We start from the raw sequence: 24100 nt of genomic DNA, 5'->3' as shown, positions 1-24100 counted from the left end.
TGGATTGAGCGGCGCAGGATTTCCCCGAGCCGCAAGCAACTTCAGCGGTGAACGGAGCGCCTTAGAACGGCGCTTCGCAGGGGTTCATCGAGACGTAGACGGTCTTCACTTCGGAATAGTGATTGATCGCCTCTTTGGAGTTCTCGCGGCCGACACCCGAAGCCTTTACGCCGCCGAAGGGAGCTTCGACCGGAGCGAGGTTGTAGGTGTTGATGTAGCAAGTGCCCGCTTCGAAACCCGCAACAACGCGGTGCGCACGGGTAAGGTCCTGAGTGAAGACACCCGCTGCCAGACCGAATTCGGTGGCGTTCGCGCGTTCCATGACCTCTTCCTCGGTGTCAAAATCGAGGACTGCCAGAACAGGGCCGAAGATTTCTTCGCGGGCGATGGTCATGTCATCGGTGACGTCGGCGAACAGGGTCGGTTCGATCCAGTAGCCGTCCTTTTCGATGCGGTTGCCGCCCTTGACCAGACGCGCGCCCTCTTCCTTGCCCTTGGCGATGTAGCCTTCGACAATGTTCAGCTGACGTTCGGAGGACATCGGGCCAATGGTGGTTTCCATCTCCATCGGATCGCCGATCACAGCGTCACCCATCCGTTCAGCGAGACGGGCGAGGAACTTCTCCTTGATGCCCTTCTGCACGAACACGCGGGTGCCGTTCGAGCAGACCTGACCGGTCGAGTAGAAGTTGCCGTTGATCGCGCCCGAGATCGCGCTTTCGATGTCCGCGTCGTCGAAGACGATCATCGGGGACTTGCCGCCGAGCTCCATCGTGACGTGCTTCATTTCGGCAGCAGCGGCGGCGTACACCTTCTTGCCGGTCGGGACCGAGCCGGTGAGCGAGACCTTGGTCACGCGCGGATCAGTGACGAGCGAGGCGCCGACAGCGCCCATGCCCTGAACGACGTTGTAAACGCCATTGGGTGCACCTGCCTCAATGAGGATCTCGGCGACCTTGAGCGCGCAGAGCGGGGTCACTTCGGACGGCTTGAACACCATCGTGTTGCCGCAAGCCAGCGCGGGTGCGCCCTTCCAGCATGCGATCTGGGTCGGGTAGTTCCATGCGCCGATACCAACGCAAACGCCCAACGCCTGACGGCGGGTGTAGACGAAATCGCCGCCTGCGAGCGGGATGTGCTCGCCCGTCAGCGATGCGGCCAGACCGCCGAAGTATTCCAGTGCATCGGCGCCCGAAGTCGCATCGGCGATGGTGGTTTCGGACATCGGCTTGCCGGTGTCGTAGGTTTCGAGGACCGACAGGTCGTGGTTGCGTTCACGCATAATGTCGGCAGCGCGGCGCAGCACGCGGCCACGCTCGGTGCCCGACATCGCGGCCCATTCTTTCTGGGCGCGCTCTGCCGCCGCCAGTGCCTTGTCGACGATGGCGGGGGTTGCGGCGTGAACCTTGGCAATCACCTCACCGGTGGCGGGGTAAATCACTTCGCTAATTTCACCAGCGGTATCTTCGACGTATTCGCCGTCGATGAAATGGCTGGCTACGGGTTGGGTATCATAAGGCATTGGTATCTCCGTCGAGAGGAATTTTAGGCGAAGGAACTAGGCTCATTCCCCGCGAGGGAAACGCTGGTTCTCTTCAACGACGTTGAGGTCCATGTGGTTACGCATGTAGCGGTTGGACGCATCCATCATCGGCTGGTGGTCCCACGCGGTGAACTTACCGTTGGTCAGCGCCTCGTAGGCGATCCAGCGACGCGCCTGGCTCTGACGCACTTCGTTGTCGAAGCGGGCCATATCCCAACGTTCTGCGGCTTTGGCTTTCATATCGGCCAGAACCTGAGCGTAGGCGGGATCACCGGCGACGTTGTTCAGCTCGTGCGGGTCTTTTTCCAGATCGAACAGCTGATCGGGGTCAAGCTGGCACTGGTTGAACTTGTACTGTCCCGAAACCAGCGAGATCAGCGGAGCGTAGGACCCCTCTGCCGCGTATTCCATCATGACCGGCGAGGTACGCTCCACGCCGCGGCCCAGCGGCGCGATGCTTTCGCCGTCGACCCACGGGGAGACTTCGCCCATGTCGATGCCCGCGAGATCGCAAAGCGTCGGGGTCACGTCGATGGCCGAAACCGGATCGGTCACAAGGCCCGGCTCCATGGTCTTGTCGCAGATCATCAGCGGAATGCGCGAGGAGCCTTCGTAGAAGGACATCTTGAACCACAGACCGTGCTCCCCAAGCATATCGCCGTGGTCCGAGAGGAACACGATGCTGGCGTCCTGACGGGTGCGTTCGAGCACGTCGAGCAACTCGCCCACCTTGTCGTCGATGTAGCTGATGTTGGCGAAATACGCGCGGCGCGAGCGGCGGGTGTTCTCTTCGGACAGATCGAAGTTGTTGTAGTCGGTGCTGTCCATCAGGCGCTGCGAGTGCTGGTCCTGCTCCTCGTAGGGGATCGGGCCGACCTCGGGTTCCAGATGCTCGCAGTCCTCGTAGAGGTCCCAGTACTTCTTGCGGGCGACATAGGGGTCGTGCGGGTGGGTGAACGACACGGTGAGGCACCACGGACGTTCATCATGGCCACGCGCAAGGTCATAGAGCTTGCGACAAGCGTTGTAGGCAACCTCGTCGTCGTACTCCATCTGGTTGGTGATTTCAGCGACGCCAGCCCCGGTGACCGACCCCATGTTGTGATACCACCAGTCGATACGCTCACCCGGCTTGCGGTAATCAGGGGTCCAGCCGAAGTCGGCAGGATAGATGTCGGTGGTCAGGCGCTCTTCGAAACCGTGAAGCTGGTCGGCCCCGACAAAGTGCATCTTGCCCGAAAGACAGGTCTGATAGCCCGCGCGGCGCAGGTGGTGCGCGTAGGTCGGGATCGACGAGGCGAATTCGGCGGCGTTGTCATAGACCTTTGTGCTCGACGGCAGTTGGCCGGCCATGTAGGCGGCTCGGGCCGGAGCACAGAGCGGCGACGCGCAGTACGCGTTCTGGAAGCGCGTGGAACGCTCCGCCAGCTTTTTCAGGTTCGGTGTGTGCAGCCAGTCGGCCGGACCGTCCTGAAACAGAGTACCCGTCAGCTGGTCCACCATGATGATGAGAATATTTGGCTTCGTCATTGTCCCTGTCCGATTTCCAATTCAATTACCGCCAAGACATGTGCAGCAGCGGCGTTTCCGTTTGCGGTGCGATCTCCGAGCACTTCGCGCAGGTAGAGACCGTCGATGAGCCCCCCGATTCGTTCGGCGACCGAGTCGGCTCTGCCCCCAACCAGAGGGCGAAGATTATACGCGAGATTACTATGTAGGCGTTTCTGATACGTGTTGAGCAGGCGGCGAGCCTCGGTCGACTGCTGGGCCAGAACGTAAAAGTTGAGCCACGCGGCGATGACTTCACGACGGAAATTCGAAGAACCGAATCCTGCCCTCACGATGGCTTCGATCCGTTCGAACGGATCAGACGCCATAGCCAATGCACCACGAACTTCCGCGGCGTAAACGGCTAGAGTATGTCGCATAGCAGCAAGAAAAATCTGCTCTTTGCCCCCGAAGTAGTGATGAGCAAGCGCGGATGACATGCCAGCCCGCTTCGCGATCTGACTGACGGTCACGTCCAAGCTGCCTGCGGCACCGATCTCATCGATAGTCGCTTTGACAAGAGCAGCACGACGTATAGGTTCCATTCCGAGTTTGGGCATTTTCCGCCTAAATTTACTTGCCATTCGTAACATGTTGGTCGTTAATTGACTCGTCAATCAACAAAACCAACTACACACAGGGAAAACAAAATGAAAATGAAAAGTGCACTTTCCGTGCTCGCACTCGTCGCCGCCGCTCCGGCATTTGCTGACTGCGACACCGTCACTTTCTCGGATGTTGGCTGGACCGACATCACCACCACCACCTCGACCACCAAGCACGTTGTCGAAGCTCTGGGCTATGACGTCGACGTGAAAATCCTCTCGGTTCCGGTGACCTACGCATCGCTCGAGTCGGACGACATCGACGCCTTCCTCGGCGCATGGATTCCGGCACAGCAGGGCGTTCTCCAGCCGTACCTCGACAACGGTGAGATCGACGAACTGGCTACCAACCTCGAGGGCACCATCTACACCCTCGCAGTTCCGACCTACACCTACGAAAAAGGTCTCCAGACCTTCGGCGACATCAACTCGTTCGCTGACAGCCTCGACGGCAAGATCTACGGCATCGAGCCGGGCAACGAAGGCAACCAGTACCTCGTTTCGCTGACCGAAAAAGACGGCACCGGCCTCACCGACATGGAAGTCATCGAGTCCTCCGAGCAGGGCATGCTGGCTCAGGTCGAGCGCGCTTACGACAAGGGCGAAGACGTTGTCTTCCTCGGCTGGGCTCCGCACCCGATGAACGCCAACTTCGAACTGTCCTACCTGCCGGGTGGTGAAGAGTTCTTTGGCGGCGAAGGTGTCGTGAAGACCCTGACCCGTAAGGGCTACGCAGAAGAGTGCCCGAACGTCGGCACCCTGCTGTCGAACGTCAAGTTCTCGCTCGAAATGGAAAACCTGATCATGGGCCAGATCCTCGACGACGGCGCTGATCCGGACGAAGCAACCATGGCTTGGCTGCAGGAAAACCAGGACACCGTTATGGCTTGGGTTGACGGCGTATCGACCGTTGACGGCGGCGACGGTGCTGCTGCGGTTTCGGAAGCCTTCGGCTACTAATCCGACCCACTGAAATGGCCCCGCTTCGGCGGGGCCATTTTTCATTCTCCAAAGCCGGTGTTAGAAGGCCGGATCCGGGAACAACAAGGAGAGACGCGTGGCGACTGATTTTTTTAGTGCGCTGTCGGACGGTGAATTTGGCAGCAAGATTCCGGTTGGTAAGACCGCGAAACAAGGTTTTGACTGGCTACAAGACAATTTCGAATTCGTGTTCGACTGGATTTCAGTCGTTATGGAATTCCTGATCGACGGCATTCTGTCGGTGCTCGAATGGGCGCACCCGATGGTGATTATCCTGCTGTTCGTCGGCCTGACCTACTACCTTCAAAAGAGCATCAAGACCGCCCTTCTGGTGCTGGTCGGATTTCTGTTCATCCTCAACCAAGACTACTGGGAACCCACGCTCGAAAGCCTCACACTCGTGCTGTCGGCTTGCGTAGTCTGTATGGCCGTCGGCGTACCGCTCGGTATTTTCGCCGCCCATAAACCCAAGTTTTACAAGTACATGACTCCGGTACTCGATCTGATGCAGACGCTGCCGGCTTTCGTTTACCTCATTCCCGCGATCGTTTTCTTCGGCATCGGTATGGTCCCCGGCCTTCTGGCTACGGTTATCTTTGTTCTGCCGGCTTCGATCCGCATGACCCACCTCGGCATTTCGACCACCCCTACCCCGCTTCTGGAAGCTGCTCGCGCTTTCGGCGCGACCAACCGTCAGGTTCTGTGGAAAGTCGAACTGCCGTCCGCATTCCCGCAAATCATGGCCGGTCTGAACCAGACCATCATGCTGTCGCTGTCGATGGTTGTTGTCGCCTCGCTCGTGGGCGCGAACGGCCTTGGCGTTCCGGTGCTCCGTGCACTTGGTCAGGTCCGTACCGACCTCGGCTTTGAATCGGGCCTCGTGATCGTCGTTGTGGCAATCATTCTCGACCGTATGCTGCGGGTGGAGCGCAAGTAATGACCAAGAATGCAGTAGAATTCGATAACGTTTCCATCGTCTTCGGTGAAACGCCCCAAAAGGCGTTGCCGCTGATGGACGATGGCCAATCGCGCGCAGATATTCAGGCCGCAACCGGTCAGGTTCTGGGCGTTCACAACTGTAACCTCAGCGTGGCCGAGGGCGAGATCCTCGTTCTCATGGGTCTGTCCGGCTCGGGCAAGTCCACCCTCCTCCGCGCCGTCAACGCGCTGAACCCTGTCGTCCGTGGCTCCGTTCGCGTCAGCGACGGCAAGGGCCTCGTGGACGTCACCCACGCAAAGCCCGCAGAGCTGCGCAAGATCCGCCAGAACCACGTTGCAATGGTGTTCCAGCAGTTCGGCCTTCTGCCGTGGCGCACCGTGCGCGAGAACGTGGGCCTCGGCCTCGAACTTGCCGGTCAGTCGGTGGCCGAGCGCAAGGACGCCGTTGACCGCCAGCTCGAACTCGTCGGTCTGTCCGACTGGGCAGAGCGCCGCGTGGGCGAACTGTCCGGCGGTATGCAGCAGCGTGTGGGTCTTGCCCGTGCGTTCGCGACCGACGCACCGATCCTGCTGATGGACGAGCCCTTCTCCGCGCTCGACCCGCTCATCCGCGCCAAGCTTCAGGACGAACTGCTCGACCTTCAGGACAAGCTGAAGCGCACCATCATCTTTGTGTCCCACGACCTTGATGAAGCGTTCAAGATCGGCAACCGCATCGCTCTGATGGAAGGCGGCCGCATCGTTCAGGTCGGCACCGCTCGCGAAATTATCGCCAATCCGGTCGATGACTACGTGCAGGAGTTCGTCGCCCACATGAACCCGCTCGGCGTTCTGACCGCCCGTGATGTCATGGGCGAAGGCACCGGCGGCGGCATGCCCGTCGACGCAGAGATGCCGGTTAAAAAGGTGATGCTGGAGCTTCAGAAGTCCAAAGAACTGATGGTCGTCGACAACGGCGCTCCCATCGGCGTCGTGACCGAGACGTCGCTTCTGGCCCGCCTCGCGAAATAAGCGCCTGCCGCGCAAGCGGCACCAGCGAAAAGAAATACGCCGGGCCCATCGGGTCCGGCGTTCCTTTTGGTAGCCTAGACTTTGGTCAGCGGCTGCACTGGCGTGATCCGCCGCCGCAGCACAGCCTCGCGCCACGTCATGTAGCTGATACCGCCCACAATCAGCGCACCGCCGAGCAGCACGTAAGGATCAACCGGCTCGTGGAAAATCAACGCGCCGAGCAGCGTCGCCCACACAAGCTGGAGGAACGTCACAGGCTGCGTCACGGTCATCGGCGCTGCCGCAAATGCCCTTGTCATGGTGTAGTGCCCGCAGGTCGCAAACACCGCGACACCGCCGAGCCACAGCACCTGCTCCAGCGTCACCGGCTCCCACACGGCATAAGCCAAGGGCGCAAGGCCCAGCGTCACGCTACCTGTCAGGATCGCCACCACCACCGACGGCGGCGCAAGCTTGGTCAGCTGCTTGGCAACCAGATAGGACGATCCGAAACACAGCGCCGCGCCGAGCTGAGCAAAGTGACCACTGGTGATCTCTCGCACACCCGGTCGCAGGACGATCAGCGCGCCGATCACAGCCACGACAATCGCCGCCATCCTCCGCCACGCGAAGCCTTCACCAAGAAGTAGCGCCGCGCCGAGGGTCACCACAATCGGGTTGAGGTAGCCGATGGCCGTCACCTCGGCCATCGTCAGGCGGGCCATCGCGTAGAACCACAAGCAGACCGCAGCGATATGCAGAACGGTGCGCAGGCCGAACATGCTCCAGCCCTTTGCGCCGATCTCCAGCGCGAAGACCTTCTTTACGAACGGCAGCAGGAACAGCACGCCCCACGCAAAGCGAATGAACGCCGACTGTGGTGCTGGCAGCGATGTGCCGAGATAACGAACGATGCCGTTGACGACGACGAAACAGCCGACCGTCACCAGCATCCACAAAATACCCTGAAGCGGGCGGTCCTGAGATGGCGTATTCATGCGCCACCTTTGCGCCTGATCGCGGGCACTGACAATGACTATCCCCGCACAATCAGGTTTGCAGCGACGGACCACATCATCAGCCCCACGATCACATCGAGCACCCGCCACGCGGTCGGATTAGCAAACAGCGGCGCAACCAGCCTTGCGCCGAAACCCAGCATTCCGAAGAACACGAAGGAGGCCAGCATGGCGCCCGCGCCGAACTCCCACTCGTGCCCCGGAAACTGGGTGGAAATCGAGCCGACCAGTAGCACCGTGTCCAGATAGACATGCGGGTTCAGCCACGTGAACATCAGGCAGGTCGCGATGACCTTGCCCAGCGGCACGGCGCCCTGCGCATCTGCCTCCATCGCCTCTCCACCCTTCCACGCAGCGATCATCGCCCTCGCGCCATACACGATCAGAAACGCCGCCCCGCCCCAGCGCATCACGGGGAACAACCAAGGCATCGCCTCGACCAGCTTTCCCAGCCCGCTGACCCCGAGCGAGATCAGCAGCGCGTCCGACACCGCACACACCAGCACGACAGCCCAAACATGTTCGCGCCGGATACCCTGCCGCAAGACAAAGGCATTCTGCGCACCGATAGCGAGGATCAGGGCAAAGCCTGTCCGAAATCCGATCCAGAGTTCCATAGCGCTTGACCTACCGCCCCCGTATTCATTAGCCAAATGAATTAAACTGACCTTGGATTAGTGCTGCTAATGTTTGACAAAGCCCAACTCGCCGCCCTTTCCGCCGTCATCCGCCTCGGCTCGTTCGACGCAGCCGCTGCGGCTTTGTCCGTCACGCCCTCTGCGATCTCTCAACGGATCAAGGCGCTTGAGGAACGCACCGGCACCACCCTTATCCGACGCGGAACGCCCTGCACCGCCACCGATACCGGTGCCCGCCTCGCCCGCCATTTCCAAGACATCTCACTCCTCGACAAAGCGTTGGCAGAGGAACTGGGCGAAGCCACCGCCCCCACCCACCTGCGCATCGCGGTCAACGCCGACAGCCTCGCCACATGGTTCCTGCCCGCGCTGACGGGCCACGACTTGCTCTACGACCTGTTGATCGACGATCAAGACCACTCCGCCGACTGGCTGCGAAACGGCGAGGTGTCCGCCGCCATCACATCAGATGCAGGCCCCGTCCAAGGCTGCGACAGCTTCCCCCTGGGTGCTCTCGAATACCGCGCCACAGCATCGCCCGCATTCGTACAACGCCATTTCCCGAACGGCATCACGCCCGAGGCCATTGCCTCCGCACCAGCCCTCGTCTTCAACAAAAAAGACGCCCTGCAATCTCGTTGGCTTTCCCGCCGCACCGGAAAACCCGTCTCGCTCAACGCCCACCACATCGCGTCATCCCACGCCTTCGTCGACGCCTGCCTGCTCGGCCTCGGCTGGGGTATGAACCCGTCCCACCTTGTCGACGATCTCATCAAAACGGGCAAACTCATCGACCTAGGCGATCCGCTCCTAACCCCGCTCCACTGGCAGATCAGCCGCCTCGTCGCCCGCCCGCTCGCGAACCTCACCGCAGCCATCCGCAAACAGGCCAAGTCAGCGCTGCTGCCTCTTCATTCTGACTGAAATACCTCGGGGGAATTGGCCACAGGCCAAGGGGGCAGCGCCCCACCCCGCAAATAAAAACGACGCCCGAAGGCGTCGCATTATTCAAACCTGAACGGGTCGATCAGCCAAGCTCGGCTGCCACATCGTCCGGAACGTCGAAGTTCGCGGTGACGTTCTGCACGTCATCATCGTCTTCGAGTGTATCGATCAGCTTCATCAGCTTCTGCGCGGTTTCCAGATCGACCATGGTGCGCGACTGCGGCTTCCAGATCAGTTTGGTGTCCTTGGCTTCGCCCAGCTCGGCCTCCAGCGCGTCCGAGACGTCCGAGAAGCTTTCCATGGCGCAGTAGACGTAGTGCGCATCGTCATCGGTCTCGACGTCGTCTGCGCCCGCTTCGAGAGCGGCCATCATGACGGTGTCTTCATCGCCGACCGACTTATCGTAGATGATCTCGCCAACACGGTCGAAGCTGAACGACACCGAACCGGTGGTGCCGAGGTTGCCGCCGTGCTTGGTGAAGGTCGAGCGGACGTTCGACGCGGTGCGGTTGATGTTGTCGGTCATCGCTTCGACGATGATCGCGATACCGCCTGCGCCGTAACCTTCGTAACGGATCTCGGTGTAGTCCGCCGCATCGCCAGCCATCGATTTCTTGATGGCGCGGTCGATCACGTCCTTCGGCATCGACTGCGATTTCGCAGCCTTCACCGCCAGACGGAGACGCGGGTTCTTTTCGGGATCGGGGTCGCCCATCTTGGCGGCGACGGTGATTTCTTTGGACAGCTTGGAAAACAGCTTGGAGCGCGCGGCGTCCTGACGCCCTTTGCGGTGCTGAATGTTAGCCCATTTACTATGGCCGGCCATCGGGGACCTCTTCTGTGCTTATTCTCGGGTTCGCGCCTCTATATGTCAGCGCCATGGGGTGCTGCAAGCCTTGGCCCTATGAAAGCGGCCAGATCAGCGGGATCAGTAGCGAAGATATGACCGCGAGCGAGATGTTGAGCGGCACACCGACCTTGAGGAAGTCGCTGAACTTGTACCCGCCCGGACCGTAGACCAGCGTGTTGGTCTGATAGCCGATGGGGGTCGAGAAGCTGGCAGAGGCCGCGAACATCACCGCCACCACGAAGGGGCGCGGATCGTAGCCCAGCGCATTGGCGAGCCCGATGGCAATCGGGGTCATCACCACGCCCACCGCGTTGTTGGACACAAGCTCGGTAAGAACCATCGACAGCGAATAAAGCGCGAAGATCACGAGGTACGGCGGCAGGTCCATCATATAGGGCGCCAACGCATTGCCGATCAGCTCCACCGCACCGGACGCATCGAGCGCGGCCCCCACGGCAAGCATCGCGAAGATCAGCGCGAGGAGCGCGCCGTCCACATGCTCGAACGCCTCGTCCGCATCGATACACCTGGTTAGCAACACAATGGCCACCGCGATCATCGCGAGCAGCAGGATCGGCGCGATCTCAAGCGCGGCCAGGGCCACGATGCCCACCATTGCAGCAATCGCGATCGGCGCATGGCTCCGGCGGAATTCGCGGGCAGACGGCTTGGACACGTCGCCCAGTCGCATTTCGGAGGCGAGGCGCTGGATATCTTCCGGCGAGCCTTCGAGCAGCAGCGTGTCCCCCACCCGCACGATCAGGTCGTCCATCTGGCGACCGATGTTTTTATCCCGGCGGTGAACGGCGAGCACATACACACCGAAACGGCGGCGCAAACGCAGATCTCCCAGACGGCGGCCGACCATGCGCGAATCCGGCGCGATCAGCACCTCGACCGTGGTCGTTTCAACAGCAGAGACCTGATCCACGCGGCGCAGTTCCCGATTGCGCTGAAGGCTCAGCAACTCTGTCATCTGGGTCCGCAGAACCACGCGGTCACCGACCTGAAGCTCGACGCCCTCAAGGTCACGGCGCAGCGAGGCATCACCGCGCACCACGTCTATCAGACGCACGCCGTCACGTTTGAAAAGCTGAACGCCGGTGACTTCGCGCCCGATCAGGTTCGAATCCGGCGGGATCACGGCTTCGGTAAAGAAGCGCATTTTGGAACGGTCGGACAGCAGCGTTGCCATACTGGTTCGATCCGGCAGCAGCTTGCGCCCGATAGTCACGAGGTAAACCATCACAAACGCGGTCAGGATCAGACCCAGCGGCGCGATCTCGAAAATACCGAACGGCTCCAGACCTTGCTTACGCGCGACACCGTCAACAAGAAGGTTCGTCGACGTACCGATCAGCGTCGTCGTACCGCCGATAATCGCGCCATAAGACAACGGGATCAGCAGCTTCGACGCCGAAACGTTCAACGTCCTCGCGATGTGAACAAATACCGGCAGCATCACAACGACCACAGGGGTGTTGTTCACAAAGGCCGAGGACACGACCACGAACAGCATCAACCCGACAATCGCGAGCCTCGGATGGCTCTCCGCATAGCCTTGGGCAAAGCCGGTCATCACATTGAGCGCACCGGTCCGCACCAAGGCACCCATGACGATAAACATCGCAGCAATCGTCCAAGGCGCAGGGTTGGCCAGCGAGTCCACGGCCATCTGATAGGGCAGAACGCCAGTCAGCAGCAGAACGGCGACACCGCCGATGGCCACAACCTCGGTCGGATAGGCTTCGCGCAGGAACATGATAAACATGCCCACAACCACGGCGAGGGCGATGTAAGCATTTGCCACTTCGGGCAAATCAAACAGTGAGATCATTGGAACACCGGACTAGTCAAACGCCCTTCTAAGGGGTGCGGCACTCACCTGACAAGTGTTTCCGCTCTCAGACCGGCGACGGACCCGACGCTGCAAGGCGTCCACCGTTGCGAACCATCTCGACACGGGTCGCTTTGCCTGTTCTGTCATCGGTTTCGACATACAGGCCGCAAAGCGTGACGTCCCCCATCGCAGGCTCGAAGCGGCCTTTGTTCATGCCGGTGATGAAACGGCGCATGGGCTCGGCCTTGTTCATACCGATCACGCTGTCATAGTCGCCGCACATGCCCGCGTCGGATTGGAACGCTGTGCCAGACGGCAAAATCTGCGCATCACCGGTCGGAACGTGCGTGTGGGTGCCCACAACAACCGACGCGCGGCCATCACAGTAATGACCAACGCCCATCTTCTCGCTTGTCGCCTCGCAGTGAATATCCACCAGCGACGCCTGCACGAGACCACCCAGCGGAAACTGCTTCAATGTCTGGTCCAGCGCCGAGAACGGATCATCATAGGGCTGCTTCATGAACACACGGCCCAGAACCTGCGTGATCAGAACCTTCTGTCCGCGCTTTGCTTGGAACACCCGCGCACCACGTCCTGGAGCGACCTTGGAGATGTTCAGCGGACGGATAATGCGCGGTTCATTCTCGCAGAACGTCATCATGTCCTTCTGGTCGAACGCATGATCGCCCAGCGTGATGACATCCGCGCCCGCATCCAGAATTTCCTTGGCGTGCTCGCCGGAAAGCCCCATGCCGCGCGTCGAATTCTCGCCATTCACGACAACAAAGTCGAGCTTCCACGCCTCACGCAGCTTCGGAAGTCTTTCCACAACCGCAGTTCGGCCGGCACGGCCCACGACATCGCCAAGAAACAGGATTTTCATGCGCTCTCCCTAGGCCCGGCGCACAGAATGCGCAAGCGGCTGCTCTGCCTTTGTGCCACAAATATCCCGGGGTGAATGGCCCGCAGGGCCAGAGGGGCAGCGCCCCTACCCTACGGGATGTCGATAATTCCGGCCTCGGTCACGATCATGTCGAGCGGCTGATCCACAGGCTCCAGCGGGATATCCGCGTCTTCCTGCGCCGTGTAGGCAAACCCGATCGCCATCGTAGCGCGCTTGGACCGCAACAATTCCAGCGTGCGGTCATAGAACCCACCTCCGTACCCAAGGCGCCCACCGCTGCGCGAAAACGCGACCAGCGGCACGATGAGGATTTCAGGCTCGATCCAGTCACCCTCTTCGGGGATCATCGCGCCGAATGGGCCGGAGACGAGCTTGCACCCCGGCTCCCACTGGCGGAACTTCAGCGGCTGCGCTTCGCCCATGATGACCGGAACGCCGACCGGCCCGTGGGCGGCGGCTTCTTCCATCGCGGGAAGCGGGTCGATCTCGGTGCGGATCGGCATGTAGCCCGCGAGCGGCACACCGCGATAGCCCGCGAGGATCTCCGACAGATGCGCCGACGTACCCAACCCAGCCTGATGCGCGACCTTGCGGCGGGCAAAAGCCGCCTTACGCGCGGCGGCTTTCTGGTCGTCCAGCGACGTCAAAGCAGAACCACGCTCGCGAGGCCCAAGAAGGCGAAGAAGCCTACGACGTCGGTCATGGTGGTCACGAATGCTCCCGAAGCCAGCGCGGGGTCGATCCCCAGCTTCTCCAGAATGACAGGGATGCCCGTCCCTGCGAGGCCCGCAACGACCAAGTTGATGATCATTGCGGCAGCCAGCACGACGCCGAGCATCGGACTGCCGAACCACGCGAAGCCAAAGATGCCGAGCACAACCGCGAACAGGACGCCGTTGACCGCCCCCACCAGCAATTCGCGGCGGATAACACGCCAGACGTTCGAGCCCGTCAGGGCGCGGGTGGCAATCGCACGCACCGCAACGGTCAGCGACTGCGTTCCTGCGTTGCCGCCCATCGACGCAACGATAGGCATCAGTACCGCGAGCGCCACGATGGCGGAAATCGCATCCTCGAACAAACCGATGACGCCCGACGCCAGCACAGCCGTAACCAGGTTCACAGCCAGCCACGGCATACGCTGCTTGGTCGTCTCGATGACGGTGTCGGTCAGACTACCCTCACCCACACCAGCGAGGCGGAGGATGTCTTCCTCGTGTTCCTCGTCGAGCAGGATCATCGCGTCGTCGATAGTGATCACACCGACCAGACGGTCATCATTGTCCACAACGGGCGCAGAGATCAGGTGGTAGTGGTTGAACGCATGGGCCACATCACCGACGGGGTCTTCGATGTTGAACGTGCGGAAACTTTCTTCGGCGATATCGCGCAGCGGCGTGTCGCGGCGGGCCGACAGCACACGTCCGAGCGTCACATATGCCACGGGTTTGATCCGCGCGTCGACAAGGATGACATGGTAGAACTGGTCGGGCAGCTCCACGTCCTCGGATCGCAGATAGTCGATCATCTGGCCGACGGTCCAATGCTCGGGGGCCTGCACGACCTCAACCTGCATGTGACGACCGGCGGATTCTTCAGGATAGGCAAGCGCCTTTTCGACGACCACACGGTCGGCACCTTCGAGGGCCCCCAGAACCGCTTCCTGCTGTTCTTCGTCGAGGTATTCGACAAGGTCGACGACGTCGTCCGATTCCAGATCGCGGACCGCCTCGGCCAGCTGGCTGGGCGCAAGGTTCTCGATGATCTCTTCACGGATACCGTCATCCAGTTCCGAGAGGATATCACCGTCGATACCGTTCCAGACATTCAGAAGGTCGCGGCGCTCGCTGGCATCGACCTGTTCGATCAGGTGCGCGATGTCGGCAGGGTGCAACGGATCAAGAAGCTGGTCGATCTGCGCCGCGTCGCCGGCTTCGACAGCTTCAAGGACCTCGTCCACGAGCGTTTCGGTCACACCGAATGCCTCGTCTTCGTTTTCATCAAGGTGTTCGGTCATGCGCACCCCCTTCAATTTGGGCTCAACATAGCGAAACATCGTCCCGTCACAACAGCGACTTACGGTTTTTGCCAGATTTACCTTCCCGAGCCGAGGACCTAATCTGCGGGCATGACAAAACAACTCCTTCTGGGGCAAACGCTCCGCTTTTCAGGCAATCCATTTACCGCCGATTGGGACACCGTGACCCACCATTCCCGGAGGGGTGGTGTGCTGGTCGAAGACGGCAAGATCACCGCCGTCGGCGAAGGCGATGACCTGCGCCGCGACCATCCCGATGCGCCCGTGACCGACTATGGTGACGGCCTGATTTCGGCGGGCTTTGTCGATGCGCATATGCACTATCCCCAGACCGGTATTATCGCGTCGTGGGGCAAGCAGCTGATCGACTGGCTGAACACCTACACGTTCCCCGAAGAAAGCCGCTTTGCGGATGCCGCTTATGCGGCGGATGTTGCCGGACGGACGCTCGATCTGGCGCTGGCGCACGGCACGACGACGCTGACCAGTTTCTGCACGATCCACCCCGAGTCCGTGGACGCGTTCTTTGGGGCGGCGGCCGACCGCAATATGGCGGTGATCGCGGGCAAGACCTGCATGGACCGCAATGCGCCCGACACCCTGCGAGACACCGCGCAATCGGCATACGAAGACAGCAAGGCCCTGCTGGAGAAATGGCACGGCAAAGGCCGCGCGACCTACTGCATCACGCCGCGTTTCTCTCCGACCTCGACGCCTGAACAACTTGCGGCTCTCGGCGCGCTCTGGGCCGAACATCCCGAAGTCCCGATGCAAACCCACCTGTCCGAGCAATTGCCGGAGCTGGAATGGGTCGCCTCGCTGTTCCCCGATTGCCGTGATTATCTGGATACGTACGAACGCTTCGGCCTGCTGGGCGAGCGCGGCCTCTATGGTCACGCGATCCACCTGACCGACCGCGAGAAAGCCCGCCTGTCCGAGGTCGGCGCATCGGTCGTTCACTGCCCGACGTCCAATACGTTCATCGGCTCCGGCCTGTTCGACATGATCGGTCTGTCACAGACGAATATCCGCACCGGCCTTGCCACGGATACGGGCGGCGGCTCGAATTTCTCCATGCTGCGGACGATGGGCGCGGCCTACGAGGTCGGCCAGCTACGCGGCGAAGCGATCCACCCCGCGCAACTGATGTGGCTCGCGACCGAAGGCTCGGCGAACGCGCTTCACATGAGCGGCCAGATCGGCTCGCTCAACGTGGGTGCGGCGGCGGATATCACCGTGCTCGACCTTGCCTCCACCCCCGCGATTGCCCAGCGCACCAACCGCGCCGAGCATATCTGGGACGCGATCTTCCCCACCGTAATGATGGGCGACGACCGCGCCATTCGCGACGTCTGGATCGCGGGTAAAAAGGTCTAGCAGGCGGCTGCCAGCATCAGAACCCAGTAATCCTCGACGCGGGCAAAGCCATAACGGGCGAAGCGCGGGTCGAGGATGTTTTTGCGGTGACCGCTCGAGGCCATCCACTCGGCCACCATACCTGCTTGGCTGATGTCCCCTGCCCCGAGGTTTTCGGAAATCACGAACGAACAATAGCCTGCGGCCGTGCCGCGTTGCCATGCGCTCTGCCCTTCGGGGTTTTCGTGACCGAAATAGCCGCGCGCGAGCATATCCTTCGCGTGCGCTTCGGCAACGCGGGACAGCAGCGGGCTTTCCTCCATCGGGCCGAGCCCCTGAACCCTGCGTTCGGCGACCAGCAACGCACCGATGCCCGTCGTTGCAGGCGTGATGGTGACGGGTTCCTGCGCTTCGGCGACGACATTGCCGTCCGGTCCGATCGTGACGATCTGGCAGGCCGCAAGCAGGCTCAGGCCCGCCGCGGCGAGTAGCTTTTTCATAGTGCCCCTAATAGCTTGGGCGCTAGTCCATCAGTGCCAGCGCCAGTTGGTTCTGGCGTGATATCATATCGGGCAGGTCTATGGTTGTCACAATTCCGTCCGCCACAACCTGACGTCCTTCGACGAAAACGTGTTTGGCCTGCATCGGACCAGCCAGCAGGATGGCGGCCTTGTCCCAGCTGCCCGCGGCCTCGACCCCGTTCATGTCCCAGATCGCGATGTCGGCACGTTGGCCCGCGCCCAGCCAACCGCAATCGTGACGTCCCAGCGCCTCTGCCCCGCCGCGCGTGGCGATCCACATGGCTTCGCGGGCGCTCATCGCATCGGCGCCCTTGGCCACCCGCTGTAGCAGCATCGCCTGACGCGCCTCGGCGATCAGGTTGCCCGCGTCATTGCTGGCCGATCCATCAACCCCGAGGCCCACCGGAACGCCCGCATCCCGCATCTCTCGCAGCGGCGCGATGCCGGAGCCAAGGCGACAATTCGAACATGGACAGTGGGCAACTCCCGTCCGCGAGTGGGCAAACATTTCAATTTCCGAACCATCGAGCTTCACGCAGTGCGCGTGCCACACATCCGGCCCCGTCCAACCGAGGTCTTCCGCGTACTGCCCCGGTCTGCAACCGAAGGTTTCCAGCGAATAGGCGATGTCCTCGTCATTTTCGGCAAGGTGAGTGTGCAGCATCACGCCCTTATCGCGGGCAAGCAGGGCTGCGTCCCGCATCAGATCGCGGCTCACCGAAAACGGCGAACAGGGTGCGATGCCGACGCGCACCATGGAGCCCTCGCTCGGGTCATGGAATTCGTCAACAACGCGGATGCAGTCTTCGAGGATGGCAACTTCGTCCTCGACCAGACTGTCGGGCGGGAGACCCCCTTTGCTCTCCCCGATGCTCATCGCGCCGCGCGTCGGGTGGAAACGCATCCCGATGTCCTGCGCCGCCGCGATGGTGTCATCAAGCCGCGAGCCGTTGGGGTAGAGGTACAAATGGTCGGAGGTCAGGGTGCAGCCAGAAAGCGCCAGCTCCGCCAAGCCGATGGATGCGGAGACATACATCTCCTCAGGCCCGAAACGCGACCAGATCGGATAGAGCGTCTTGAGCCAGCCGAACAGCAGCGCATCCTGCCCCCCCGGCACAGCGCGGGTCAGCGTCTGATAGAGGTGGTGATGGGTATTCACGAGCCCCGGCGTCACCAGACAACCATCCGCCTGCACGATCCGAGCGTTCGGGGCAAAGATGCCCTTTTCGATGCGGGTGATGACGCCCCCTTCGATCAGGATATCGCCGACAAGTTCACGCCCGTTGTCGTCCATGGTCAGGATCGTTGCATTCTTGATGACTATGCTGGGTGTCATGTCGCCTCCTTTGAACCCCTTCGGCCTTTGCAAGAATACCGCCAGAAAGGGCAAGGACGCGGTATAGGGTTTTTTTACAGCACCCCGCGCAAAAGAAAAGGCCGCCCAAAGGCGGCCTTGAACTTGGTCATGTTGCGAAAATTATTCGCGGTTGCCGAAAAGTTGCAGCAGGAACATGAACATGTTGATGAAGTCGAGGTAGAGGTTCAGAGCGCCCATGATGGCAGCTTTGCCGAGCCATTCCTCGTCCATCGCATGTGCGTGCTGGATGTAGTCGGTCTTGATCTTCTGGGTGTCATACGCGGTCAGACCGGCGAAGATCAGAACACCGAGGATGGTGATCGCGAACTGCAGAGCCGACGACGCGAGGAAGATGTTCACGATCATGGCGACCAGAATACCGATCAGGCCCATGACGAGGAACGAACCCATTGCCGACAGGTCACGCTTGGTAACGTAGCCATAGAGCGACAGACCCGCGAATGCGATCGACGTAACGAGGAAGACCTGCGCGATCGACGTGCCGGTGAAAGCGACGAAGATCCAAGCCATCGACAGGCCCATTACGGACGCGAAGACGTAGAAGAACAGCTGCGCACCGGCGGCGGAGAGGCGGTTAACCGCAGCGCCAAACATGAAGATCATGCCGAGCGGCGCGAACATGACGATCCAACCAAGGATGTTCGGCTGCAGAGTCATCGGGTCGCGCAGCACGGAGAGCAATTGCGGGTTAGTGCCCACTGCCCATGCAACGAGGAAGGTCAGCAACGTGCCAACAGACATCGTCGCGTATACCTTGTTCATGTGAGCGCGCAGCCCTTCGTCAATTGCCGCGGTGCGGACACCTGCAGTGCCGCGCATCGTGCGGAAATCAGCCATTGTTCCCTCCAAAGGTTAATAGGTTTACCCGTTAATGGGTATCCCCACCAATATTGGCAATCCGGACTTAGCTTTCAAGTACTTGCGCGCGCATTATCCGCGCGCGCGATACCATGCGTCCTCTGCGTCCCAAACGGAACGGTTCGCTTCCTGCACCGCTTCGGCACGGCTCAGGCCGATATCGCAGAGCTGGTCGTCGGTCAGACCGGCAAGCTGGCGGCGCGAACGGGCGACGGCGCGGGCACGAGAAACAAAGGAAACAAGGCGCTGCATGACAGGCTGGCGGCGCGACAGAGGGATGGAGATGAAGGTCATGGCGGCACTCTCGCAACAGATGTGGACTCGGTGTTTGACATCTATCTAGAGCAGCTCCATGATTAACGAAAATGAATGTTCATCAACCCAATCATCAAGGATTGTGATGTGCCGCGAAACATGGACCTCACCGCCCTGCGCGCCTTTCTGACCGTTGCCGAAACAGGCGGCGTCACACGGGCAGCCGGCCTGCTCAACCTGACGCAGTCGGCGGTCTCCATGCAGTTGAAAAGACTAGAAGAAGCGCTGAACCTCAGCCTTCTGGATCGTAGCGGGCGCGGTATCGCACTGACCCCTTCGGGGGAGCAATTGTTGGGCTATGCGCGGCGTATGTTGGAGCTGAATGACGAGGCTTTGGGACGTCTAACGGCCAACGAATACGAGGGCGAAATCGTCCTCGGTGTGCCGCACGACATTGTCTACCCCGTCCTGCCGCCGATTCTACGGCAGTTCGCGACCGATTTTCCGCGTGTGCAGGTGAAGCTGATCTCGTCCTTCACCAGCCGAATGAAAGCGCAGTTCTCTCGTGGAGAGATCGACGTCCTGCTGACCACCGAGTACGATACGCCCTCCGATGCGCGGTGCCTTTGCTCCATCCCGCTCGTGTGGGTCGGTGCGCCCGATGGGCAGGCATGGAAACAGCGTCCGCTGCGGCTGGCTCACGAAGGGTCGTGTATCTTCAGGTCGGTGACGCAGCGCATCCTCGACCGTGAGGACATCCCGTGGGAAATGGCGCTGGAAACGGATTCGGCGCGGTCATCCGAGGCCACGGTCTCCGCCGACCTTGCCGTGCATTCGATGCTGGACGGGACGTGGCCGCAGCAACTCGAACCGATCGACCACGGCGGCACCCTTCCCGACCTTGGCGTGTCGAACGTGAACCTCTACTGGTCCGAAAGCCGTATGCCCGCCGTCATCGCCGCATTGGCAGAGATGCTGACGGGCGGCTACGGGGTCATGGATTGACGACAACCTTTCCGGTCGAGCGGCGGCTGGTGAGCAGATCCAGCGCCTCGGGCGCATCGGAGAGTGGCACGACGTGGTTGATGTGCGGATGCAGACGGCCTTCGGCAAAGTACTGCATTAGCTCCTTGAGGCTCTCGTCCATCGCCTCGGGATTGAATTTGACGTAGCCGCCCCAATAGAAACCCATCACGTCGACATTCTTCACCAGCAAATGGTTCGCGGGGATCGGTGGCACCGTGCCGCTGGCAAAGCCGATGACCAGCATCCGCCCTTCACGGTTCATCGCGCGGAGGATTTGGCCGAAGGCATCACCGCCAACAGCGTCATAGACCACATCGACACCGCCCTCGGCCCGCAGACGGGCGGTCAGGTCTTCGCTTGCGTCGATCAGAACGTCAGCGCCTGCCGCTTTCGCGGCTGCCAGTTTGCGCTCACCGCGGGCAATCGCGATGACACGGGCGCCCATCAGTTTGCCGATCTCGATGGCGGTTTGGCCAACGCCGCCCCCTGCGCCAGTGACGACGAGCGTCTCACCCGCCTGCAAACGGGCGCGGCGCTTTAGTGCGAGGTGAGAGGTGCCGTAGGCAATCATGAAGCCGGCGGCGGTTTCAGGCGGCATGCCGTCCGGTACAGGCAGACAGCGATCAGCGGCGAACACGCCGTAGTCGGCCATCCCGCCGCTACCGCAGTAAACCACGACGCGAGACCCCACGGCGGGAGACGTCACGCCTGCGCCCAATTCGTCGACAATCCCGCACACTTCCATGCCCATGGTAAACGGGAGTTCTGGCGTGTCCTGATATTTTCCGGTCGTCATCAGCGTGTCGGCGAAATTAACGCCGCACGACTCGATTTTGAGTCGAATCTGGCCCGCTTGCGGTTGCGGCACAGGAATCTCCTCTACCTGCGGAGGTTGATCGAACGAGGTGACCCGAAACGCACGCATGGCTGATCCTTTCCTTCACTCTTGCAACCTATCCTATATCGCAGGAGTAACACTGCGAATACGTGTCCAAACATCGCAAATGCCATCAGTGCGGACCAAAAAAGCACTCAACCTGTCCTAAAGGTCAGGTAGCGGACGCAACCATGACGTGCTTAATTGCAGAGAGTAAATTCGCCCATACGATGTATGCCTGCTGGATGGGGCAGCGGTCACTGTCGGGGTGATGGGTTTAAAAAGGAATTCAAATATGAGCCATCCGGTCGATGTACACGTCGGTAAGCGCATCCGCCACCGCCGCTGGATGAACGGTACCACCCAACAGCAGCTCGCTGAAAAAGTAGGCATCAAATTCCAACAGATCCAGAAATACGAAACCGGCATGAACCGTGTTTCGGCTTCTCGTCTTTGGGATATCGCCCACGCTCTGGGTGTGGACGTTTCCTTCTTCTTCGAGGGTCTCGAAGGCAGCGGCGAAGCACAATCTCAGACCGATATGCCGGGTGATATTCTCTCGGACAAGGAAGCTCTGGAGCTGCTGCGCAGCTACTATGCGATCCCCGAAGCCCAGCGTCGTCGCCTGTTCGACCTCGCTCGTGCGCTGAGCGACGCTGCCTAAGAGCTTGACCATTCGGCAAAACCCGCGTTACCGCGAATACAAGTATTTGTAAGCGGAACCGACGATGCTGAATGAAATTGATCAAGAAACAGCGGGCGATCTCGTAAGGGTCGCCCATTTGCTTGCCGATGCGGCCCGTCCTGCCACGCTGGAGCATTTCCGTTCCGCTGGCCTTACTGCCGACAACAAACGTCCCGCCGATTTCGATCCCGTCACCGAAGGCGACCGCGCTGCGGAACGCGCCATGCGCGACGTGCTGGCTGCCGAGCGTCCTGACGATGCGATCTTTGGCGAGGAATACGGCGCATCCGAAGGCACCAGCGGTTTCACTTGGGTGCTCGACCCGATTGACGGCACGCGCGGGTTCCTGTCCGGCACCCCCACTTGGGGCGTTCTGATCGCCGTCGGGCCCGCTGAGGGCCCCATCGTCGGTATTATCGACCAGCCCTATATCGGCGAGCGCTTCGTCGGCGCGCCTGGCATCGCAGAGACCACAGGCCCACTCGGCACGCGCCCGCTTGTCACACGCGCCGCACGTCCGCTGTCAGAGGCGATCCTGTTCACCACCTTCCCCGAGGTGGGCACGGAGGAAGAGCGCCACTGTTTCGAGGCTGTACGCGACGCTGCGCGACTGGTGCGATACGGCACCGATTGCTACGCTTACGCGTTGCTCGCTGCGGGTCAGATCGATCTGGTGGTGGAGGCCGGCCTTCAGTCCTACGACATCCAAGGCCCGCTGGCGGTCATCCAAGCCGCTGGCGGCATCGTCACCGACTGGGACGGCAACCCCTGCCCCAACGGCGGCCGCGTGATCGCAGCGGCGAGCAAGGAAGTGCACACCGAGGCGCTCGCTCTCATTCAGTCGCGCCTGAAGTGACCCCAGAAAAAGCAAAAGCCGCGTGAGTTCATCACGCGGCTTCTAACTCTGCAAAGAGCAGCAAGATTATTTGATCTTGCCTTCTTTGTATTCGACGTGCTTGCGCACAACCGGGTCGTACTTACGTACAACCATCTTTTCGGTCATGGTGCGTGCGTTTTTCTTAGTCACGTAGAAGTGCCCGGTACCCGCGGTGGAGTTCAGGCGGATTTTGATAGTGGTCGGCTTCGCCATTGTTCTATTCTCCTGCCCGCTGGTCCCCAAGGGGTGCGGCATCTGAATTCGTTCTGGAAGCTGCCTTTTACTCGGCTTCCCATCCGAGTCAACCGCTCTGGGCTGTTTTTTCGGTGTTAAGCCGCGCTTGGACGCGGAAAACTGATATCAAAGCGTGCGCCGCCGTTGTCAGAGCGCATTGCAGTGATTTTTCCTTCCATTTGACTCACCATCGAACGGACAACCTGCATGCCAACGCCGCCTCCTGCCTCGAGATCGAATCCCTCTGGAAGGCCCTTGCCGTTGTCGGCGACCGTCAGGTGAATCGTGTCGCCATCGTCTTGGAGGTTCAGCGAGATACGCCCGTCGGTCGGCATCTGACCGTGGCGGATGGAGTTCGTAACGATCTCGGTCACAGCCAGACCGATCGAGATCGCGGTGCTCGGATCGACGTTGAGCGGGATCGTATTGATCTCGGTCTCCGCCTGCCCTGCCGCGCGCAGCGAACGGCACACCTCGACGCAAAGGACGTTGAGGTACTGGCCCACATCCACCACGCGGACGTTCTCGAGACGGTGCAGCATGTCATGCACACGGCCAATGGTGTTCACACGGCCTGCAGCGACTTCAAGCGCAGCCTTCGCATCGGCAGGCGCGCGGCGTGATTGCAGGCGCAGCAGCGACGACACGAGGCCGAGGCTGTTCTTTACGCGGTGATCAACCTCGCGGCGCAGCAGCTTGGAGGTCTCTAGCGCGTCTTCCAGTACGGACTTCTGCTCTTCGAGTTCCTTCGTGTGCTTCACGATCTCGGTCACATCGCGAGAGACAGAAAGCACGCGCGTCACATCGCCGTTCTTGTCGGGGACCGGCGCTACGGTAACTTCCCACCAGCGGTCCTTGCCGGCTGCGGTCGGGCAGAAGGCGGTCAGGCGCACAGGGGTGCCTTTGGCGGCGCTCGCAACGGCGGCTTTCAGTTCGTCGCGCGTTTCTTCCGGCCACAGATCCCACCAGTATTTACCGGCGACCATACCGTAGTCGGGGATTTCCATGGCGCACATGCCGCCATAGCTCATAAATTCGAGCACGCCTTCGACTGACAGGACTTTGATGCAGTCCTGCGACGCGGCAAGCATCGCCATAACGATCTCTTGCGAGCCATCGAAAAGCGCGAAAATACCCGCATCTGTTGCGCGGGCTTCCGGAGTACCGACATGCGGCAGTGTCATCTTGGA

25 protein-coding genes are annotated in these 24100 nt (G+C 60.9%); 8 read left to right on the top strand and 17 right to left on the bottom strand.

The genetic code is table 11. The features are described 5' to 3' along the window. Window positions 1-61 precede the first annotated feature (61 nt). The 3 genes from betB to betI are packed head-to-tail and all read right to left on the bottom strand — an operon-like array spanning window position 62 to window position 3651. Window positions 62-1522 carry a betaine-aldehyde dehydrogenase gene (gene betB / locus HCZ30_RS07350; protein ID WP_167637632.1) on the bottom strand — a complete coding sequence of 487 codons (1461 nt, stop codon included), beginning with the start codon at window positions 1520-1522 and terminating at the stop codon, window positions 62-64. Between the two features lie 42 nt (window positions 1523-1564). Then, window positions 1565-3073, bottom strand: a complete 1509-nt coding sequence (gene betC / locus HCZ30_RS07345) for a choline-sulfatase (RefSeq protein ID WP_167637631.1) — start codon at window positions 3071-3073, stop codon at window positions 1565-1567. Beyond that, window positions 3070-3651: a choline-binding transcriptional repressor BetI gene (betI, locus tag HCZ30_RS07340; RefSeq protein WP_246212669.1), complete on the bottom strand. Its 582-nt coding sequence runs from the start codon at window positions 3649-3651 to the stop codon at window positions 3070-3072. Before betI ends, betC begins: the two co-directional genes overlap by 4 nt. A 90-nt stretch (window positions 3652-3741) precedes the next feature. Between betI and choX the strand changes: the two genes are divergently transcribed. The 3 genes from choX to choV all read left to right on the top strand — a co-directional run bounded on the left by choX (window position 3742) and on the right by choV (window position 6627). Continuing rightward, window positions 3742-4656, top strand: a complete 915-nt coding sequence (gene choX, locus HCZ30_RS07335) for a choline ABC transporter substrate-binding protein (protein WP_167637630.1) — start codon at window positions 3742-3744, stop codon at window positions 4654-4656. Window positions 4657-4753: 97 nt separating this feature from the next. Beyond that, entirely contained in the window at window positions 4754-5614 is an 861-nt protein-coding gene (gene choW / locus HCZ30_RS07330) for a choline ABC transporter permease subunit (RefSeq protein WP_322743248.1), read from the top strand. Then, the gene (gene choV / locus HCZ30_RS07325) at window positions 5614-6627 is read left to right on the top strand and encodes a choline ABC transporter ATP-binding protein (protein ID WP_167637629.1); all 1014 of its coding nucleotides are present in this window, start codon (window positions 5614-5616) and stop codon (window positions 6625-6627) included. The genes choW and choV overlap by 1 nt, the downstream gene beginning before the upstream one ends. Window positions 6628-6701: 74 nt before the next feature. Here the strand turns inward: choV and HCZ30_RS07320 are convergent, their stop codons facing one another. Together HCZ30_RS07320 and HCZ30_RS07315 are read right to left on the bottom strand one after the other, a co-directional pair. Continuing rightward, a complete protein-coding gene (locus HCZ30_RS07320) occupies window positions 6702-7604 on the bottom strand; it encodes a DMT family transporter (protein WP_246212667.1) in 903 nt (300 codons plus the stop codon). Between the two features lie 38 nt (window positions 7605-7642). Further along, the gene (locus HCZ30_RS07315; RefSeq protein ID WP_167637628.1) at window positions 7643-8242 is read right to left on the bottom strand and encodes a LysE/ArgO family amino acid transporter; all 600 of its coding nucleotides are present in this window, start codon (window positions 8240-8242) and stop codon (window positions 7643-7645) included. 69 nt (window positions 8243-8311) lie between these two features. On the opposite strand from HCZ30_RS07315, the gene HCZ30_RS07310 reads away from it, so the two are divergent. After that, on the top strand, window positions 8312-9187 hold the full coding sequence (locus HCZ30_RS07310; RefSeq protein ID WP_167637627.1) for a LysR family transcriptional regulator ArgP: 876 nt from the start codon (window positions 8312-8314) through the stop codon (window positions 9185-9187). Between the two features lie 103 nt (window positions 9188-9290). Here HCZ30_RS07310 and HCZ30_RS07305 read toward each other — a convergent pair whose 3' ends face one another. The 5 genes from HCZ30_RS07305 to mgtE form a co-directional block, all read right to left on the bottom strand. Then, a complete protein-coding gene (locus HCZ30_RS07305) occupies window positions 9291-10034 on the bottom strand; it encodes a YebC/PmpR family DNA-binding transcriptional regulator (RefSeq protein ID WP_167637626.1) in 744 nt (247 codons plus the stop codon). A gap of 76 nt (window positions 10035-10110) precedes the next feature. After that, window positions 10111-11895, bottom strand: coding sequence for an SLC13 family permease (locus tag HCZ30_RS07300; protein ID WP_167637625.1), 1785 nt, complete (start codon window positions 11893-11895; stop codon window positions 10111-10113). 67 nt (window positions 11896-11962) lie between these two features. Continuing rightward, window positions 11963-12784 carry a TIGR00282 family metallophosphoesterase gene (locus HCZ30_RS07295; RefSeq protein WP_167637624.1) on the bottom strand — a complete coding sequence of 274 codons (822 nt, stop codon included), beginning with the start codon at window positions 12782-12784 and terminating at the stop codon, window positions 11963-11965. 110 nt (window positions 12785-12894) lie between these two features. Further along, entirely contained in the window at window positions 12895-13452 is a 558-nt protein-coding gene (locus HCZ30_RS07290) for a 5-formyltetrahydrofolate cyclo-ligase (protein WP_167637623.1), read from the bottom strand. Beyond that, entirely contained in the window at window positions 13449-14822 is a 1374-nt protein-coding gene (gene mgtE / locus HCZ30_RS07285) for a magnesium transporter (RefSeq protein ID WP_167637622.1), read from the bottom strand. Before mgtE ends, HCZ30_RS07290 begins: the two co-directional genes overlap by 4 nt. Window positions 14823-14933: 111 nt before the next feature. Here mgtE and guaD point away from each other — a divergent pair, with 111 nt between their 5' ends. Then, window positions 14934-16220 carry a guanine deaminase gene (gene guaD, locus HCZ30_RS07280; protein ID WP_167637621.1) on the top strand — a complete coding sequence of 429 codons (1287 nt, stop codon included), beginning with the start codon at window positions 14934-14936 and terminating at the stop codon, window positions 16218-16220. On the opposite strand, the gene HCZ30_RS07275 is transcribed toward guaD, so the two are convergent. The 4 genes from HCZ30_RS07275 to HCZ30_RS07260 form a co-directional block, all read right to left on the bottom strand. Continuing rightward, window positions 16217-16699, bottom strand: coding sequence for a CAP domain-containing protein (locus tag HCZ30_RS07275; protein ID WP_167637620.1), 483 nt, complete (start codon window positions 16697-16699; stop codon window positions 16217-16219). The genes guaD and HCZ30_RS07275 overlap by 4 nt on opposite strands. A 22-nt stretch (window positions 16700-16721) precedes the next feature. Further along, window positions 16722-18056 carry an 8-oxoguanine deaminase gene (locus tag HCZ30_RS07270; RefSeq protein WP_167637619.1) on the bottom strand — a complete coding sequence of 445 codons (1335 nt, stop codon included), beginning with the start codon at window positions 18054-18056 and terminating at the stop codon, window positions 16722-16724. Between the two features lie 141 nt (window positions 18057-18197). Then, window positions 18198-18935: a Bax inhibitor-1/YccA family protein gene (locus HCZ30_RS07265; RefSeq protein ID WP_167637618.1), complete on the bottom strand. Its 738-nt coding sequence runs from the start codon at window positions 18933-18935 to the stop codon at window positions 18198-18200. 93 nt (window positions 18936-19028) lie between these two features. Then, window positions 19029-19250 (bottom strand): DUF1127 domain-containing protein, encoded by a 222-nt coding sequence (locus HCZ30_RS07260; RefSeq protein ID WP_167637617.1) that lies wholly within the window; start codon window positions 19248-19250, stop codon window positions 19029-19031. Between the two features lie 108 nt (window positions 19251-19358). On the opposite strand from HCZ30_RS07260, the gene HCZ30_RS07255 reads away from it, so the two are divergent. Next, window positions 19359-20216, top strand: coding sequence for a LysR family transcriptional regulator (locus HCZ30_RS07255; protein WP_348640361.1), 858 nt, complete (start codon window positions 19359-19361; stop codon window positions 20214-20216). On the opposite strand, the gene HCZ30_RS07250 is transcribed toward HCZ30_RS07255, so the two are convergent. Next, window positions 20206-21162: an NADPH:quinone oxidoreductase family protein gene (locus HCZ30_RS07250; protein ID WP_167637615.1), complete on the bottom strand. Its 957-nt coding sequence runs from the start codon at window positions 21160-21162 to the stop codon at window positions 20206-20208. The genes HCZ30_RS07255 and HCZ30_RS07250 overlap by 11 nt on opposite strands. A gap of 247 nt (window positions 21163-21409) precedes the next feature. Here HCZ30_RS07250 and HCZ30_RS07245 point away from each other — a divergent pair, with 247 nt between their 5' ends. Further along, a complete protein-coding gene (locus HCZ30_RS07245) occupies window positions 21410-21778 on the top strand; it encodes a helix-turn-helix domain-containing protein (protein ID WP_167637614.1) in 369 nt (122 codons plus the stop codon). A 64-nt stretch (window positions 21779-21842) separates the two neighbouring features. Beyond that, window positions 21843-22655 carry an inositol monophosphatase family protein gene (locus tag HCZ30_RS07240; RefSeq protein WP_167637613.1) on the top strand — a complete coding sequence of 271 codons (813 nt, stop codon included), beginning with the start codon at window positions 21843-21845 and terminating at the stop codon, window positions 22653-22655. Window positions 22656-22721: 66 nt separating this feature from the next. On the opposite strand, the gene rpmG is transcribed toward HCZ30_RS07240, so the two are convergent. Then, window positions 22722-22889 (bottom strand): 50S ribosomal protein L33, encoded by a 168-nt coding sequence (rpmG, locus tag HCZ30_RS07235; protein ID WP_007814563.1) that lies wholly within the window; start codon window positions 22887-22889, stop codon window positions 22722-22724. A 116-nt stretch (window positions 22890-23005) separates the two neighbouring features. Further along, complete coding sequence (locus HCZ30_RS07230) at window positions 23006-24094, bottom strand: sensor histidine kinase (protein WP_167637612.1); 1089 nt, start codon at window positions 24092-24094, stop codon at window positions 23006-23008. Window positions 24095-24100: the final 6 nt, after the last annotated feature.

The sequence above is a fragment of the Marivivens donghaensis genome (assembly GCF_011806565.1).
Lineage (GTDB): Bacteria > Pseudomonadota > Alphaproteobacteria > Rhodobacterales > Rhodobacteraceae > Marivivens > Marivivens donghaensis_A.
The sequence above is the reverse complement of the archived record's forward strand: the minus strand, read 5'-3'. Positions and strand labels throughout refer to the sequence as shown.